Genomic DNA, 16,396 nt, shown 5'->3' on the forward strand with positions numbered 1-16,396 from the left:
AATTACTATTGTTAACTGTCAAACAACACTTTGTGATTGTGAAGTAACGAATATGGCAGGAAATGACTTTTCTATTAACCGAGGACAGGGCAATGCAGGAACAACTGTTACATTTAACGGAGTCGAACAAGATCCGCCTGGAGGAGTTAACTATAATGGTCTCTTCTGTTCGGACTGCACACCAACTAACAACTTCTTTACGTTTGAGTACGGTGGATCAATTGTTGTCCCTGCATTTACTTTCACGGCAACTACCTTTACCGTTCCTAGTTGTCCGGGTAGCACTGTGTCAATAACGGGTCAAGGAACTACCGACAACCCTGGTTTGTTTGGTGCTACTCCTGCGTACACCCTCAATGTGGACAATACAATGAATAACAAGAGCATTACTGTAATAATAACCGGAAACGGTAACACATTCATGTCGACAACAACACTTGGAAATGGTGAAATAGCTATCTCCGATTGCCCTTAAACTGGTTCTGGAACGAAAGTGATTTTCTAGAAATATAAAAGGTGCTCATGTTCATTTGTTTTCTTTTCAGACATACACCATTCGGGATTGTCATTGACAGTCTCGTTTTTTTGTTTGAAGAAAATTTAAAAAGAATTTGAGGAATGGTATACTGGGGCAAAAAAAATCCATAAAAATAGTTTACTAAGATACACTCAGTCTAAGGAGAAGGAACAGAATGAGTACGCGATACATGTGAGGTTGACATAACTAATCTTTTGGTAACTAAAAAAGTCCACGGGTGCGTTAGTTCTTTAAAGACTGTGCGATCAGCTCTTTTTCATATGCAACCAACAGGTGAGAAAGTTAAATAACTGACATATGAATCTTTTAGGTTTCACCGAACCTCTCTTAATTAAACATGTCCATTTCCAATCCCAATGATTTACATTCCTTAATCTTTTCGTTACGCGTAACCCCCGCTAAGACCGTGCATTGTTCATCTAAATAAAGTTTGTTAGGTTTAGATAGCAACTTTCATGTTTAAGGAATATATATATGGAGTCTCTTCTTAAAAAATTAATCGCCTTTGTATCAGCCTAAAAAGTTAGTCAGAGGTTATTTGTGTTTATTAAATGCACATTCCTAATTGGTTGAATATTATATAGCAAACTTCCCCATCGCATAGGCTTCCAACTTCATAAACTGTCCCCAAGGGTACAGTTCCCTTCAGTACCCGCCGGATTTTTTTAGATTCTATGTTGGATATACAACCGTGTTTTAGGGAATGCTATTTACAAGTTATTTCCTTTTCCTCCAAAAATACAATTGATTGCCCTTGTATCACCCTGAATTTCCAAAGGTGGGTGCTGGGGCTCTTTTAGTTTTCATTACCCAAAAGTCATCAACGTAGCGTTTTTCTTACAATAATCATGGTGATGGTCATTATCGCATTTGTGGCTGTACATCCAATCAAAAAACACCCCCCTCAATTTTTGGGCTCTCTCGCCGGTATGCGGGTCAAAAGATGAACTTTTGACACACCAAGAGGGTTTTGGTGCTGAACCCATTAATGTCCCTTACGGTCTACTTACCGTTGACAGCCGCCATACGGGGCTTTCTTGTCTTTGTGAGAAGTCGTCGCCTCTTCGAGCTTGAAACGGAAGATTGAATTTGTGAGGTTTTTTTATTTGGCGAGTTAGTCTTTTAAAAAAGGGTGTTATATATATAGTATTCACACTAGACCGGGGATGCTTCATCAATCATAAAAAAGGGCTCTTTTAAACAAAAAATCCACTTATACCTAAGGACAAGTACACAATCTATCAAACTATTATTGAATAAAATATAGAAAACAATAGCTCAAAAAAGCCTTTGTTCATTGTGTTTCTTTTAACAAAATTAGAAAGAGGGTGACTTATATCGATTTACCCAAATGTTACCAATATTACACTGTTCATTTCTATTACTACTGAGCAAACTCTAATGGGACTCGCGCCTACGTAGCAAATAGCGGTATTGGTTTGGGTCGTTACACGGTATCAGTAACTCTTAAATTCCGGACTATAGGAAATAGATCGCTCGGAAGCACTAATGATATTCGGATTCTTTTCAAGTTCTTTAATCTGAAATTCAGTATATATATTTTTACTAATAGAAACCCTCCGTCCATACTCAATTACATCTATGGAAACATAAAAAAACCCGGATAAGGGACACTTTTTTTTGGTATCTGTTATCCGGGATATAGTTCAGTATGGTATCAAAGCACTTTCCATTTAACAAACTACCAATTACCCCAAAAGTTATTATCTCAGCGTTTCTTCTTACAACAATGATGGTGATGGTCCTTATGGCAGCACTTCTTCTTGCAACAATGATGGTGATGGTCCTTATGGCAGCACTTCTTCTTGCAACAATGATGGTGATGGTCCTTATGGCAGCACTTCTTCTTACAACAATGATGGTGATGGTCCTTATGGCAGCACTTCTTCTTACAACAATGATGGTGATGGTCCTCATGGCAGCACTTCTTCTTACAACAATGATGGTGATGGTCCTCATGGCAGCACTTCTTCTTACAACAATGATGGTGATGGTCCTCATTGCAACACTTCTTTTTACAACAATGATGGTGATGGTCCTCATGGCAGCACTTCTTTTTACAACAATGATGGTGATGGTCGCCAACGCAGCATTTTCTTTTACAACAATCAGCTTGAGAAGACATAGAAATATTACTCCTTTCTATTCCATTTGCTATCAATATATGAAAAGCAAATAAAAAGGAAAGTATACTTGTCCATATTGATAAAAAAAGTTATTCATTATTAGTTAACATAATGTCAATTTAAAAGAAGTTATCATAATTTTATACATCCCTGATTTTTTAGGTAGCCTGAAAGACACTAAAGCTTTTCAACACGTTGTTCGTCTCTTCTTCTGTAATCCCAAAATAGCGTAAGATAACTGAAGGGTGCAAATGAAGCAGGAATCCTTGTAGCATGGCAATATCCATAGTGACCTTGTAAAACCAATAGCCAAGCGTTTTTCGTAAGGTATGGTTCCCGACATGTTCCACCCCAGCGAAGTCTGCCGCTTTATTTAACTGCCGGTAGGCCTGAGAAGGGGTAAATAGGGCCGCCTCCCTTGCGAGATGGGAATAAATAGGACTCAGACCTCCTGGACGAAATTCGCGATATACATATCGTGGATTTTTTGCGTTTTGCCTTCTTTAACCCGGAGAATCTTGTTTGTTTTCCCTTTGAGTTTCAGGATTAACTGCATATTCAACCGAAGAAGATCCCCGACGGAGCCCACCACCGCTATAAACGGCCCTTTCTTTTTGGAGAATATCCAAATAATGAAAACACATTGGTTCTTGCCCAACAAAATGCGCACTAAAGTCAAAGTAACTTCAAGGGAGGGTGATTTCAGAACCATTGAAAAACTAATATGGTGGACAAAAATTATGAGTGAAAAAAACCATAAACATAACTGTAAGGAAGATAAAAATTATGATGATTGTAAGTTTAAACAAGATGAATGTAAGCGTATTCCAATTCCAGTGTGAAAAGGCTGAAAAAAAAGGAAGTAGTAGCCGACTACTCCCTCATTTCTAAGTAAATTTATTAGGTTGTTACGTGCCATCGTTTTCACCTCCTAATCTTTATTGATTAGGATTCTGATTCATTTATATCTGTAATTTATGTAAAGTAATAAAAATATTGTTATTAAGAAAATAACGGCAGAGAGGGTATATCGTAATTGAATGAAGCAACGAGCAAGGATCGCTGGTGGAAGTGATATTGGTGACTAAGTTGCCTTGCTCTTAATATTATATTCTTCAAACCGCCTTATGTTACACATAAGACACAATGTGCGATATGAAAATTAGGGGGAATTAATGATGGAAAAGGAATTTAAAATTTTCACATTCGGCCATAGCGAGGGAGCAGAAATTATAGCATCAAATTCTTGAAAGAAGCAGTGATGTAATCTTCACTGAGTACAATGACTATTTAAACATTGATGATATGGGTATCTAGTGGCATCAGAATTACTGAGTAAAATGGCGATCAAATAACAAAGAAGCATTCAAACTTCAATTGTTTTTATCCCCATATCAAGGATTAGTGAAAGACACTAAAATTTTTAATATGTTGTTGGCATAGTCATAGACCTCTTAGAATCAATTCGCGATATACATGTCGCGGAATTGGCCGCCTCGTATTTGGCCGATGAAGACAGGGAGGTTTTCCTCATCATGATGCTCAATACCAAGAACCAAGTGGTCGGGCTTCATCGGGCATGTGGAAAGTCTGAATGCAAGAGTCGTCCATCCGGCGACCCGGCCCCAAACCGGGAAGACATAGACTTGACAAAGCGATTGGCCGAACGGGCGAATACTAGGCATTGAACTCTTTGACTATGTGATTGTCAGCCCTCTTTTAAACCATGTTAGTTTGAAGGGAGGGCAAAGGGGATTCTCCTTTGTCTGAAAGGAGAAATTGAATGAACAGGATTGAATGGATTAGTAACACAATAGTGATGAATTCGGCAGCGGGTTACTATGTAGGGAAAGATGTGACGGATGAAAAGGGAATGGGGCCCTATGATAGATTTAGTGGGTATATCCGGGAGAACAGAGCAGTCGCTGAAGGACTTTAACAAAATAAGAAAGGCTACATCATCAGATAAAGAGTGAATTGGTTCCTTTATTCTTTAGGAATTAAAATCACACTTAGTAACTTCCCAATATGGATATTTGATACAACAGAGCAACCTCGTTTTCCAACGTTCGGATTCCATTTTGTGAAAGATGAAGTTAACATAGATGCGGTTATTCCAACACCGATCCATCTTTTCAAAAATATATTTAAAACGATGATTCAAGCCCATGATTTACGACATATGAACGAAGAAACGATTGAACGCACAATTCAAATTCCGACTGGTCACATCAACGCCACTGATTTTAAACTTAATGAGGATGAAATCGTCTTTCTCTAAAAATCGGGCTATACCTCTACAAAGGAATTTTTGTCGAAGTGGGATTTGGAACAATATAAGGTCAAGCGAATAACAAAGAGGAAAGAATAGATAGAGAAAAAAACGCTATCGCTTCAAAACGGATGCATTTTAAAAAATCTTGGACGCTGTTCAAGGTTTTTTTGGTTTTTCTTGTATTATTGTAACGCTCCCGATAAGTATTTGTTTCCTAGAAGAAACAAATAGAAGGTTCAAGAGAAAAATATTCAGAGCAATAGAAGTAATCGAGAAAAGAGAATTAAACCAATTTATTACAATGAAAGAATTAGAAAACTTTGTATTAAAATTGCAAACTCTAGTCACTTAAAACGGATCTAGAGGAGGAATTAATAAAAGCTTAAATTATAGGTCTTCGTATGATTTAGAGCTTAAATTTTGATGTGTTTTAAACGAAATTAATATACCAAGAGTACAAAAGTAGTCTGTCTACAGTAGACAAGGTGGCTTTTAGATTATGAGTAGCAACTTCATAAAAACAAATGGAAAACAAAAAAACCGGAGAAACTCACCTTCCCGTTCTGACCACATATTATACACTAGTCCCTTCTCAAAACGTATTCGAATATTTTGTACACAAGGCAGAGAAAATCTTCTTTCTTCCTTTCCAGAGCGTTTTTGAGAGGAAGTTAAGTATGTCGAAGAAAAGGTGAATCCAATTTAAACTGAAAATATATAGGAGTGATAAATTTGCGTCTTATTTTATTATCTGGTGGTTCAGGAAAGCGCCTCTGGCCTTTATCAAATAATTCCCGTTCAAAACAGTTTTTAAAGTTATTGCCGGCTGGGCAAGAACCGTATAAGCATATCTCTATGATTCAACGCGTTTGGCAACAACTCCATAAAGCTAATCTTGCTGAACGTACCATTGTATCTACAAGTAAATCTCAGGTTGATATGATAAATAGCCAGTTGGGTTCTGATATACCTTTAATTATTGAACCGAGCCGACGCGATACCTATCCAGCCATTGCATTAGCCTCTATATATTTATATTCTGTAGAGGGTATTGATCCCGATGAAGTGGTGGCAGTTGTGCCAGTTGACCCATATGCAGGAGAGGAGTTTTTCCACCATGTGAATGCTTTAGAAAATGTTGTGAATCATTCAAATGCTGATCTTGCATTAGTTGGGATTCAGCCAACATTTCCATCAGAAAAATATGGATATATAGTACCCGATAGTTCGCAAATGATAAACCATGACGAAGGTTATCAAAATGTTAGCTATTTTACAGAAAAACCAAATCAAGAAAATGCTAGGCGATTACTTACTGAAGGAGCGTTGTGGAATGGTGGAGTATTTGCATTTAAACTTGGATTTTTACTAAATCATATAAAATCACAAGGGCTGCCACTAAGATATGACGAAATGATAAAACAGTTTACTCATTTACCCAAAAATAGTTTCGATTATGAAGTAGTTGAAAAAACAAAGAGTATTGTTGTTGTACCTTATAAAGGGGAATGGAAAGACCTTGGTACATGGAATACACTCACAGAAGAAATGGATACACCCCTAATTGGCAAAGGAAGTATTAGTTCGGATTGTCAGAATGTGCATGTTATTAATGAACTAGATATTCCTGTATCAGTATTAGGTTTATCTAATCTTGTAGTTGTGGTGAGCCCTGATGGTATTCTTGTGACAGATAAAGAGGCTAGTCCGCGAGTCAAGGAGATCGCAAATCAGTTTGAGGAGCGTCCTATGTATGAAGAACGTCGCTGGGGTTGGTATCGCGTATTGGATTATATTAAATTTAATGATGGAAATGAAGTGCTAACTAAACGAATTGGTGTAACGGCCAGCAAAAATCTCAGTTATCAGAAACATTTCCATCGTAGCGAGGTTTGGACCATTATTAGTGGAACAGGTTTGTTTGTACTTAATGATAAGATCATGGAAGTAAAGCCGGGTGACGTACTACAAATTCCAGTAGGAGCCAAACACGGTATTAAAGCCATAACAGATTTAGAAATTATCGAGGTACAGACCGGCACAGAACTCATTGAGGAAGACATCGTCCGTATTTTTATGACATGGGAAGAAGTCGAAGCCAATTGTACGCGTGTAGCAAGAGAATAATATTGTGTCAGAAAACACGCCTTCATCTATATATCCTCTATTATTTGGTGGATTGGAGCCTTTAGGACTTCCTGAACTAATTCACCAACTCCAGTGACAGGAAAATTTCTTGTTTATTTTAAATTTTATTTGTACTGCTATTTTTGTGAAGCTTGGTTAGTAATGGGCCGGACAGCTATCGTACTGCATGCATTTCGCCTCGGTCCAGGTTACCATAAGTCAAACACGTACTGGTGTAGAATTTAGCTTAGTACGCGGGAGATTGCGTTCTAGTTCCCATTTATTGTATTCCGATTGATGTTCCAGATTCGTCTTGTTTTGACGTTCACCAAAAAGCGTAATTTGCGTAGTTCAGTTGAACTAAGATTTACTTAGGAATAGGAACCCAGATTTAAAATATAGTTGCGGCATTTTTCGATCTACTCAACTAAGGCGTGCCCCGAAAGGAGGAAACAAACGTGGTCGCGGGTATTATCCATTACTAAGATACAGCTGTTTTGGACGATAAACAGGATTGTAGAAGAAATCAACCTTGAATTTCACATAAATAATCCGCTAGTCATAATATAAGTGAAAATGGAAGGATGCCGATTTAATAAAATGAAACCTACCGAGTTTGTAACCATTTTCCATTCTTGCTAGGGAGAAACTCATGTTTGCCTTTGTTCCTTAACTTAATTGAAAACCAAACTTATCCAGCTTCTCACATCAAGATCTATATACGTACAAACAACAATCGAGATCATACAGCAGTATTGCTTATGCAGTCGATAGAAAAAGTAAAGGATAAGTATTCGGAGATCTACTTCGATTCGAGCGATGTTGAGGAACCCGTCCGTAGAATGGGCAAAAGCAAGAGGGACTCACTATTTTGTGGTTGATTACGATAACTTTATTGTGCCTGACACACTTGAAACGCATCTTGAGACCAGGTTGTCAGTTATTGGACCATTGCTACGATTGAGTGATAAAACCTAATTCCAACTATCACTACGTTACTGATGAAAATGGTTAATACAAACATTCAAACTTATATTTTGGGATATTAAACCCACGATTTAGGGACTGATTGAGGTGAAAATGATTCACTGCACCTACTTGGTTCGGGAATGAAGTTTTGGATCAGGTCAGTTATTTGGACGGCATTGTTGATTGGTATGATTATGATAATATTTAGTGATATTTTGAGAAAATTAGATATAACACAGTATATCGACAATCGTCTTATTTATGGCAAAACTTACTTTTACTGATACGGAGGAATAATTTAAATCAATGAATATCACGCTTTAACCTAATTTTTTCGGAGCGGGCAAATGAATGAAGTGCTCGAGGTTGAATTTCATATTAATACAACTAAAAATACATGTTGGTTCATTGGAAAATTCCTAATTGCTCACCCATTGTATTATTAACTACTTAACTACCCCCTCACCAAATCCATGTATAAGTACCCGAAAACACTTATTTTCTGCTGATTTTAAAATTTTAGGTAATAAATCTGCACCAGTTACTCTTATAAAGATTTTATCTTTTACGATGTGTTATTCCACTAAATGATGAAATGATAAAAATTCCTATTTAATGCGTAATTTTAATTCTCATATTTTACTTTTTCCTTAAGTTCACCCATGGGAATCTATGAATGGCCAATAACTTAAGGAACTTAATGTCTAGTATCCATTTCTGTAAGTGTAGCTTTAGATTTTTTGCTTGCACAAAAAAGAGTACCTGTATGGATGCAAAAATTTGGTCTTGAATGGCTTTATAGATTTTTGCAAGAACCGTAAAGAATGTTTAGTTGATATTTTATTAGAGATAGCAATTTTTGATTTAAGAAATTAGATAGATTTTAAATAAGCATAATAAATGATCGGTAGGAGATAGAAATGAAAAGAGCGTTAATTTCTGGTATTACAGGACAAGATGGAGCATAGTTAGCACAATAGAATTCCTAGGGAATGAAAATCGGGTAGATTTAATTGAAGGAGATATGACTGACCCTTCGTCTTTAATTAGAGCGCTAAAAATTTCTGAAGCAAATGAAGTTTATAATTTAGCGGCTCAAAGTTTTGTTGGAACATCATGGGATCAACCTATAATTACAGCTGAAGTAACAGGAGTTGGAGTAGTCAATTTATTGGAAGCGATAAGATTGAACAATCCTTCCGTTAAATTTAACCAAGCGTCAACGAGTGAAATGTTTGGTTTAATTCAAGATGAAAAGCAATCGGAATCAACACTATTTTATCCTAGAAGTCCTTATGGAGTAGCGAAATTGTACGGTTATTGGATCACTATCGCGAAAGTTTTAATATACATGCTTTATGTGGCATCTTATTTAACCATGAATCACCTTTAAGAGGGATTGAATTCGTTACTCGAAAAGTTACAGATGCTGTAGCTAGAATTAAATTAGGATTACAAGAGGAGTTACAATTAGGAAATATAGATGCAAAGCGAGATTGGGGTTTTGCTGGTGACTACGTAGAAGCAATGTGGTTAATGCTTCAGCAGGAAAATGCAGACGATTATGTAATTGCCACTGGAGAAACTACAACAGTTAGAGATATGTGTAAAATCGCTTTTGAATATGTTGGTCTAAAATATGAAGAGTATGTTGTCATTGATCCAAAGTTCTATAGACCTGCAGAAGTTGAGGTGCTACTGGGAAATCCTGCTAAGGCACAAGAGGAATTGAGCTGGAAGGCAACAACCTCTTTAAAGCAATTAATTCAAATGATGGTTGAAGTTGATTTAAAAAGAGTGAAAAAAGAAATAGCATCTAAACGATAGTATGAAGGTATTAGTAACAGGTTCAAGTGGGTTTGTAGGGAACATGTAGGAGATTTATCTTCTCAAAGGGATTTTACTGATGTTCGGGATGTTGTAACGTCATATGCATTATTATTTAAAAAGGATGCATGAATTCCAAGAGAGATTGAGGATGTTTTAGTTTACTTGTCCACCCATTCCTTTTGCCATTTTCCCATCCAGTTTACCAATTCTCCTTTTTCAGAACTTGCAATGGACGACTTTTTCTCCCGTAAATGGCGCAGTGTACAGCTCTTTGTCACTTTGGATTCCCCACGATTGTTCACGGGATCCATAATGACGACGGATTCGTTTTGCTCCTTGAACGAGGTCCATAGCAACTGGGGATTCCTTTTTTGATAGAACTGAGTCGTTCGGGATGATTCGTGGCAGCCTATCAATCTTACCTATATTAGGAGGAATGGATTACTGACTTGGCTGTTTTTCAATTTTCAGAATCAGGTATGGAATTGATCGAATTGCAGAATAGCGTTACAGTTGTTGAAGTGAAAAGCAAAACAGAGGCTGACTTTACTGTCAGCTCCTCTTTCGAAATTAAGGGGTAAGTAAAAAAATAAATGCTTGAACTGTCCAAGCAATGAGACCCATGTAAAACACCATTACTAGGCTACCTTTGTTTCGTAAACGAGCGGACTGAGGTAGCCTAATTTCGTTTGTATTCTTTCTAAGTTATACTTTTTGATAATTATTTCTTCCTTTCATTACTTACCCTCATATATTTTCGTGACAACTACTTCAATGAAGCTGATTTCCTTTTGCTTTTTGCTAAATATGGTTGTTTCATCTTGATATGGATTGGAATTCGTCCATCATTTTTTTTTGACGATTATATAATTGAAAGAATTGATTGACTTCCTCTGAAATCCGCTTTCTTTTCCAAGCAGTACAAAAACATTTGTCTGATAAATCTTGTAGTTGCCTTACACATTGAGGAAAATGCTCGTCATTTAATGGTTTGTACTCCAGATATATAAAATAGATTTCCGCTTCTGTGAATATTTGGGAAAACATCTCAATTCTCTGATTAATGAACTTTTGCAGTTCATTAACATTCTTCATTAATCTGTATACAGTATCTGCAATGGTTTGGTCGTCACCTATTTTGAACTCAGCCTCTAACATAGTAAGAAAAGCCTTTAAATAGTTTGTCAGTGACGATTGATAGTAGTAAACCGATCTTAATGAATGCAATGCACTTTCCTCATTATACAGGCGATTCAATATAGATCACCTCTTTAGTTTATTTATAACTGCAATCTCGTGGCCTTAGCAGTCGCAATCGCAATCGCAGTCGCAATCGCAATTATCTTTATCTTTATTTTTGTCTTTATTTTTATTTTTGTCTTTATTTTTATCTTTATTTTTATGTTTTTTATGACGATCAAATTTATGAGAATCATCGAAGAAATCCAACACATTCTCTAATTTATTTAGTAAAAGCCACTCTTTCATTACAATGGTTTCAAGCAGCTGATTGACCCCTTTATTAAACTTAATGATTTCTTCATTTTTCGGGCAGGTAGGAAAGTCTAAACATTTCCCTACAAATGCTTGGATTTTCTCTGCTTCCGCGTTCATAATATGGGACAAAGCGATTTCCTCTAACGCAATCGATTCCAGTAAATCAATCGTCACTTCTTTTTTATTAGGGCGATGGGGCTCTTGTGGGATTGTAGGCATACTCATATTACAGGCTCCTCCTTTATTTATCTGTACCCTTTTAAACTATGACCCATTTTGTTGATTGGAACCTAATTGCCAAGCACTTTATCTACGAAAGAAGCCCATTTAATTCGAGTTGTTGTGATATAGGTTGAAAACGTAATTTTATTTATCATTCAGCAGTTTATTCCTAAGGAGTAAAAAATTCTTTTTAATTTGTTTATTAAAAAAGGGTTTTTCTAAGGAACTCACCCAGAAAAAACCAAGAGAACATGAAAGTAGTTATATCCGCAAAAAAGCTGACTCTTGGTATCAAATTTCTCCAGAAGACATTTTTTATCCTCTGATATGATGTGATTTTATTTTGCGCATTATTATCTATGAGGATTTTTTTATTCTTTTTCACGGTTTGGGAATAGATTTAACAACCTATCTGAGAAAGAGTTAGCTTGGTTCGGCTATGGAGATAATTAAATTTGAACCAATTATTGGATGTTGCTTATATTTCGACAAGTAAAAAATATATGGATATCATTCAAAACAGTCAATTAGGAGCCCAAGTACCGCTAATCTTAGAACCGGAGGGAAGAGATACCTTTCCGGCAATTGTTTTAGCTGCAACATATTTGTAATTCAATTATTGGTGAATCTAAACGAAGTAATCACTGTAATGCCTGTTGACCGTTTGTGGAAGATCAGTTTTTTGATAAAGTCAAAGATTTAGAGGAGGTTATCGGGCAATCAGGTATGAATTGCTTAATGGGTGTAAATCCTTCCTATGCTTAAACGAAATATGGTTATATTATTTCGGCGCAGTATGATGAGATTATTCATCACATGAAAGGCTACCGAAAAAAAGCTTTAGTTAAGAAATAATCGAATAGACTGAACAGATTGCAGTTATTCCGTAGGAAGGACTTGGGGACCTGGAACACTTAAACCAGGGATATGCAAACGCCAGTCATCGGCAGGGGGGACGTGAGTGATGACTGTAGCAACATGCATTTGATCAATGAATTAGACATCCCTATCATGGTATTAGGTGCTTCGAATATGGTCTTAGCAACATGCCACGATGACATTTTGGTTTCAGATAAATGAAAAGCACCAAATCAAAGAGAATGGTAAAAGATGCAATCAAAGGCATGTATGAAGAACGCCACTTGGATGGTAAAGATTCACCGACAGAACGAAAGCACTTACAAAACGGCAATGTGTATTGGCAGGGCAAAATACTTGCTACCGAAAACACCATAAACGAAGCGAAATATGGGTATCGGTGCGAGCGAAGGAGAATTTGTTCAGGATGATGAAGTATTTTATGTGAAAAAAGGTGATGAATTGAATATACCTGTCGGTGGAAAACAATGAATCAAAGCAACCAAGTATCTTGAAAATATTGAAGTGCAGATAGGGAATAGGGAGTGAGCTTGAGGAAGTGGATATTGTCGTTTGTTTATTCATGGGAAGAGATGAAGGTATCGATTGATCATAAGAGAATGTTATAAATTCAAGATAGCTTCTTTGTTGAGAAATTAATATGAACATATATAAAGGAAACAGATAATGTAAGCAAAATATATTACTTGAATTAATGCCATAGATTGACCTTGAATTTTCAATACTTCTAAAGATTTTCAAAATTCTTTAATAAAAAGTTCGGTATTCTTTTAGTTTTCATAAAATAATTTACATGCGTATTCATATGATGTTAATTCAGGCAAAGGAAAGAAAACTTACCTACAGGATTTAATTGAACTAATCAATGTGTTGCATATTGATATTTTGAAATGTTTAAAATTACCAATTTAAGATGAGAGGAGCATTCTAATGAATGATTTGGAAATGCCACTGGTAAGCATCATTACCCCTTCCTTCAATCAAGCAGCTTTTATTGAAGAAACAATCGAAAGTGTACGGATGCAGGATTATCCCTACATTGAACATATTGTTGTAGACGGTGGTTCGACAGACGGTACACAAGAGATTTTGAAAAAATACAGTGATTTAGGAGATCGGTTTCGATACGTCTCCGAACCGGATCGCGGTCAATCCGATGCCATCAATAAAGGCTTAAAAATGGCTAAAGGGGAGATTATTGGCTGGCTAAATTCGGATGATCCCTATTTGCCAAGAGCTGTCAGTAAGGCGGTGAATGCTCTTAAGGAACATCAGGAGTGGGCCATGGTGTACGGCAATGCCTATCAAATAGATGAAAACAGTAAAATAATGAACCCTTATCCTGTTCAACCATTTGACCGAAAAGCCTTGTTTCAGTTTTGTATCATCTGCCAACCTGCTGCATTCGTCCGAAAGAATATATTTGAAACTATAGGCGGAGTCGATGAAACTCTCGATTTTTGTATGGATTATGATTTATGGATGAGAATCTCAAAAAAATATTCTATAGGATATATACCCGATTACTTGGCCAATTCCCGAGTACACCCTGATTGCAAATCTGTCGTTCATATTGTGGATAAGGGTTTCCCGGAAATTATAAAGTCCAGCATAAAACACTATGGTACGGTTGCAAACGATTGGCTTTGTCATTATCTGGAGCATCATTCAAAAATAGGTGTATTTTGGTATCTGAATTTGTTTAAAAAATATGAAATTCTGGGTTCTTCTCCCGAAGTGTCAGATATGAACAGGTATTTGGATTTATGGGTACCACCGAATTTCCGTATTTCCATTCAAAGTGGGTTACAAAATCCACCGGCCATTTTGTTGATCAAAGGAAGGAATCATATATTGGATAATATGTCTGCCACCGTTTCAGTAAATAATGACAGTTTACAAAACTATACCATCCCGAAAAGAGAATTTGACATTGAAATCCCCCTTCATTCAAATGTTCCTAATACTGTTGTTGAAATCGTCAGCAATAAACATGTTGTTCCTTCCGAGCTAGGTATAAATTCCGATACACGCTCCCTAAGTTTTATTATTGAACAAGTGATCCCCTTATCAGCGGAAGAATACAAATTTTATAAAGAATTTCAAAAAGGCCCTTTATACGCTTCAGCATGGTTACAGAAAAATCGGAATCCAATCCCTCCTGCATTATAAGTTAGTCCGCGTTGCATAAATAATGAGAGAGAAGGGAAAGCATGCGAATTTTATATTTAGCAGTACATGACGTACTGGAATATTGAGTTGAAAATTTTTACTGAGTTAGGACACGAATGCTTTTCGCATGGAGCATATCACCGTCCGCATATAGGGAGTGCATTCCGTCCTCCAATACCTGATATGGCCTATGATCCGCATTTCGCAGATATGTTTAATTTTTATCAAAAAGATGATCTGCATCCTGAAATGATTGAATACAAAGACGTAATCATTATCATGCATGACCCTTCACTAGTCATGAAAAATTGGGAAAAGATTAAGCACAAACGAGTTATTTGGCGATCAATCGGTCAATCTTATCCCGAGATTGAAAACATGCTTCTTCCGTATCGGCAGCAGGGGATGGAAATTGTCAGGTATTCTCCAAGGGAAAAGTTGATACCCGGGTATATGGGAGAAGATGCTATGATTCGGTTTTACAAAGATCCGGAGGAGTATGATAGTTGGGAAGGTAGTAAATGGCAAATTATTACAGTGAGTCAATCCATGCAAAAAAAATTGGATCGTTTCCAACTACAATTTATTCCATCTTGCTTGTAAAGGGTTTCCGGTCAAATTGTTTGGTCCGGGTAATGAGGGGGCACCCGAGAGTGGGGGAATGCTTTCATATGAACAGATGAAACAGGAAATGAGGGGAAATCGCGCATTTTTCTATACAGGTGCCCGGATAACGAGTTATACTCTTGGGTTTATTGAGGCATTTATGACAGGCATTCCAATCGTTTCCGTTTCTGAAATGTAAGGCAACTTCCACTTCTTAAACAACGTACCTTTGAAGTTCATGAAATAATTGAAAATGGAAAAGAAGGGTTTGTTTCCGATAGTGTTCTGGAATTACGGAAATCTTTATCTGAATTACTGAACAATCATGAATTTGCAAAAGAGATCAGTCAAAATGCGAGAAAAAAAGCAATTCAATTGTTTGGTAAAGAAAAGATAAAAGAACAGTGGAAAGAATACTTGAGCAAAGGATAAATGATTACTTTTCTAGTATGGATTAAAATGTGTTGAAGTTTACTAAATTAGTAGGGAGGTATGTTATGAGCAATATAAGTAGTGATACTTTCTTTAAAATTTTTGGCAGCGGTGCCTTTAATGGTGAAGCACCTTATTACACCAGCTCTGATGTTGAGGCATTGATCGCCTTTTCACGAACCTTTTATCCTAAAACAGTAATTGAGATTGGCATTCAACAGGGGGCCACAGCGAAATGTATTTTAGACAATAGCCCATGGATTGAAAAATATGTAGGTATAGACGTAATACCTACTCATATTACTACATTAGCTATTCAACGAGGGGAAGTTCCTCAAATAGCTGGAGAACGTGTGAAGGACGATTCACGAGTGGAATTGATTGTGAAACCTAATGGTTCACGGGATGTGCAACCATCTGATCTCCCAGCAGCAGATTTAATATTTATCGATGGTGATCATTCAAAGGTGGGTGTATTATTAGATACTATTTTAGCTCGACAAGTAATTCGGCAAGGTGGAATTATTTGTTGGCACGACTACAGAAATCACCTTGTGCCCGACGTGACGGCAGTAATTGATAGCTTGAATATAAAAGAAGGGGATCATATTTGTTCGATCGAGAATACCATGTTATGTTTTCAGTTTTGCAGGGAAGGGCGATAATTCAGGCCCTTACTCTTTAGACTATCTTAACAAGGGA

Annotated in this window: 18 protein-coding genes and 2 pseudogenes; 16 read left to right on the forward strand and 4 right to left on the reverse strand. The window is 36.7% G+C overall.

The annotated features are described in order from the left end of the window. Positions 1 to 475: hypothetical protein (locus QUF94_RS27540; protein WP_289318834.1), on the forward strand; the 475-nt coding region annotated here is incomplete at its 5' end. 1,813 nt (positions 476 to 2,288) lie between these two features. Beyond that, a complete protein-coding gene (locus tag QUF94_RS27545; protein WP_289318835.1) occupies positions 2,289 to 2,738 on the forward strand; it encodes a hypothetical protein in 450 nt (149 codons plus the stop codon). A gap of 105 nt (positions 2,739 to 2,843) precedes the next feature. On the opposite strand, the gene QUF94_RS27550 is transcribed toward QUF94_RS27545, so the two are convergent. Next, complete coding sequence (locus QUF94_RS27550) at positions 2,844 to 3,035, reverse strand: site-specific integrase (RefSeq protein WP_289318836.1); 192 nt, start codon at positions 3,033 to 3,035, stop codon at positions 2,844 to 2,846. Positions 3,036 to 3,317: 282 nt separating this feature from the next. Between QUF94_RS27550 and QUF94_RS27555 the strand changes: the two genes are divergently transcribed. The 7 genes and pseudogenes from QUF94_RS27555 to QUF94_RS27585 all read left to right on the forward strand — a co-directional run bounded on the left by QUF94_RS27555 (position 3,318) and on the right by QUF94_RS27585 (position 9,883). Beyond that, positions 3,318 to 3,527 (forward strand): hypothetical protein, encoded by a 210-nt coding sequence (locus QUF94_RS27555; RefSeq protein ID WP_289318837.1) that lies wholly within the window; start codon positions 3,318 to 3,320, stop codon positions 3,525 to 3,527. A 693-nt stretch (positions 3,528 to 4,220) separates the two neighbouring features. Next, on the forward strand, positions 4,221 to 4,373 hold the full coding sequence (locus QUF94_RS27560; RefSeq protein ID WP_289318838.1) for a hypothetical protein: 153 nt from the start codon (positions 4,221 to 4,223) through the stop codon (positions 4,371 to 4,373). A gap of 95 nt (positions 4,374 to 4,468) precedes the next feature. After that, positions 4,469 to 4,624, forward strand: coding sequence for a hypothetical protein (locus tag QUF94_RS27565; protein ID WP_289318839.1), 156 nt, complete (start codon positions 4,469 to 4,471; stop codon positions 4,622 to 4,624). A gap of 144 nt (positions 4,625 to 4,768) precedes the next feature. Continuing rightward, positions 4,769 to 4,966, forward strand: coding sequence for a hypothetical protein (locus tag QUF94_RS27570; protein ID WP_289318840.1), 198 nt, complete (start codon positions 4,769 to 4,771; stop codon positions 4,964 to 4,966). A 726-nt stretch (positions 4,967 to 5,692) separates the two neighbouring features. Next, entirely contained in the window at positions 5,693 to 7,087 is a 1,395-nt protein-coding gene (locus QUF94_RS27575) for a sugar phosphate nucleotidyltransferase (protein WP_289318841.1), read from the forward strand. A 1,682-nt stretch (positions 7,088 to 8,769) separates the two neighbouring features. After that, positions 8,770 to 8,877 carry a WecB/TagA/CpsF family glycosyltransferase gene (locus QUF94_RS27580; RefSeq protein ID WP_289319009.1) on the forward strand — a complete coding sequence of 36 codons (108 nt, stop codon included), beginning with the start codon at positions 8,770 to 8,772 and terminating at the stop codon, positions 8,875 to 8,877. Between the two features lie 99 nt (positions 8,878 to 8,976). Then, positions 8,977 to 9,883, forward strand: a pseudogene (locus QUF94_RS27585) (GDP-mannose 4,6-dehydratase). 231 nt (positions 9,884 to 10,114) lie between these two features. Here the strand turns inward: QUF94_RS27585 and QUF94_RS29175 are convergent. Next, positions 10,115 to 10,240: pseudogene (locus QUF94_RS29175) on the reverse strand (succinyl-CoA--3-ketoacid-CoA transferase); the annotation flags it as partial. A 95-nt stretch (positions 10,241 to 10,335) separates the two neighbouring features. On the opposite strand from QUF94_RS29175, the gene QUF94_RS29180 reads away from it, so the two are divergent. Beyond that, positions 10,336 to 10,467: a hypothetical protein gene (locus QUF94_RS29180; protein ID WP_421157212.1), complete on the forward strand. Its 132-nt coding sequence runs from the start codon at positions 10,336 to 10,338 to the stop codon at positions 10,465 to 10,467. A gap of 235 nt (positions 10,468 to 10,702) precedes the next feature. On the opposite strand, the gene QUF94_RS27600 is transcribed toward QUF94_RS29180, so the two are convergent. Next, on the reverse strand, positions 10,703 to 11,143 hold the full coding sequence (locus tag QUF94_RS27600) for a hypothetical protein (RefSeq protein WP_289318843.1): 441 nt from the start codon (positions 11,141 to 11,143) through the stop codon (positions 10,703 to 10,705). A gap of 45 nt (positions 11,144 to 11,188) precedes the next feature. Continuing rightward, complete coding sequence (locus QUF94_RS27605) at positions 11,189 to 11,608, reverse strand: alpha-helical endospore appendage domain-containing protein (RefSeq protein ID WP_289318844.1); 420 nt, start codon at positions 11,606 to 11,608, stop codon at positions 11,189 to 11,191. 452 nt (positions 11,609 to 12,060) lie between these two features. On the opposite strand from QUF94_RS27605, the gene QUF94_RS27610 reads away from it, so the two are divergent. From QUF94_RS27610 to QUF94_RS27635, 6 genes are all read left to right on the forward strand, one after another. Continuing rightward, a complete protein-coding gene (locus QUF94_RS27610) occupies positions 12,061 to 12,216 on the forward strand; it encodes a hypothetical protein (protein WP_289318845.1) in 156 nt (51 codons plus the stop codon). A 465-nt stretch (positions 12,217 to 12,681) separates the two neighbouring features. Then, on the forward strand, positions 12,682 to 12,894 hold the full coding sequence (locus QUF94_RS27615) for a hypothetical protein (RefSeq protein WP_289318846.1): 213 nt from the start codon (positions 12,682 to 12,684) through the stop codon (positions 12,892 to 12,894). A 520-nt stretch (positions 12,895 to 13,414) separates the two neighbouring features. Next, entirely contained in the window at positions 13,415 to 14,656 is a 1,242-nt protein-coding gene (locus QUF94_RS27620) for a glycosyltransferase family 2 protein (protein WP_289318847.1), read from the forward strand. 66 nt (positions 14,657 to 14,722) lie between these two features. Next, entirely contained in the window at positions 14,723 to 15,259 is a 537-nt protein-coding gene (locus tag QUF94_RS27625) for a hypothetical protein (protein ID WP_289318848.1), read from the forward strand. Between the two features lie 76 nt (positions 15,260 to 15,335). Next, positions 15,336 to 15,461 carry a hypothetical protein gene (locus QUF94_RS27630; RefSeq protein WP_289318849.1) on the forward strand — a complete coding sequence of 42 codons (126 nt, stop codon included), beginning with the start codon at positions 15,336 to 15,338 and terminating at the stop codon, positions 15,459 to 15,461. Positions 15,462 to 15,759: 298 nt separating this feature from the next. Beyond that, a complete protein-coding gene (locus tag QUF94_RS27635) occupies positions 15,760 to 16,359 on the forward strand; it encodes a class I SAM-dependent methyltransferase (RefSeq protein WP_289318850.1) in 600 nt (199 codons plus the stop codon). Positions 16,360 to 16,396 lie beyond the last annotated feature (37 nt).

The sequence above is a fragment of the Peribacillus sp. NJ4 genome (genome assembly GCF_030348345.1).
GTDB lineage: Bacteria > Bacillota > Bacilli > Bacillales > DSM-1321 > Peribacillus.

What these genes read in the sequence shown, in the direction of transcription:
- QUF94_RS27545 (WP_289318835.1), top strand. Translation starts at nt 2,289, where the DNA reads ATGATGGTGATGGTCCTTATGGCAGCACTTCTTCTTGCAACAATGATG.
- QUF94_RS27555 (WP_289318837.1), top strand. Translation starts at nt 3,318, where the DNA reads ATGAAAACACATTGGTTCTTGCCCAACAAAATGCGCACTAAAGTCAAA.
- QUF94_RS27560 (WP_289318838.1), top strand. Translation starts at nt 4,221, where the DNA reads ATGATGCTCAATACCAAGAACCAAGTGGTCGGGCTTCATCGGGCATGT.
- QUF94_RS27565 (WP_289318839.1), top strand. Translation starts at nt 4,469, where the DNA reads ATGAACAGGATTGAATGGATTAGTAACACAATAGTGATGAATTCGGCA.
- QUF94_RS27605 (WP_289318844.1), bottom strand. Translation starts at nt 11,608, where the DNA reads ATGAGTATGCCTACAATCCCACAAGAGCCCCATCGCCCTAATAAAAAA.
- QUF94_RS27615 (WP_289318846.1), top strand. Translation starts at nt 12,682, where the DNA reads ATGAAAAGCACCAAATCAAAGAGAATGGTAAAAGATGCAATCAAAGGC.
- QUF94_RS27620 (WP_289318847.1), top strand. Translation starts at nt 13,415, where the DNA reads ATGAATGATTTGGAAATGCCACTGGTAAGCATCATTACCCCTTCCTTC.
- QUF94_RS27625 (WP_289318848.1), top strand. Translation starts at nt 14,723, where the DNA reads ATGACGTACTGGAATATTGAGTTGAAAATTTTTACTGAGTTAGGACAC.
- QUF94_RS27630 (WP_289318849.1), top strand. Translation starts at nt 15,336, where the DNA reads ATGAAACAGGAAATGAGGGGAAATCGCGCATTTTTCTATACAGGTGCC.
- QUF94_RS27635 (WP_289318850.1), top strand. Translation starts at nt 15,760, where the DNA reads ATGAGCAATATAAGTAGTGATACTTTCTTTAAAATTTTTGGCAGCGGT.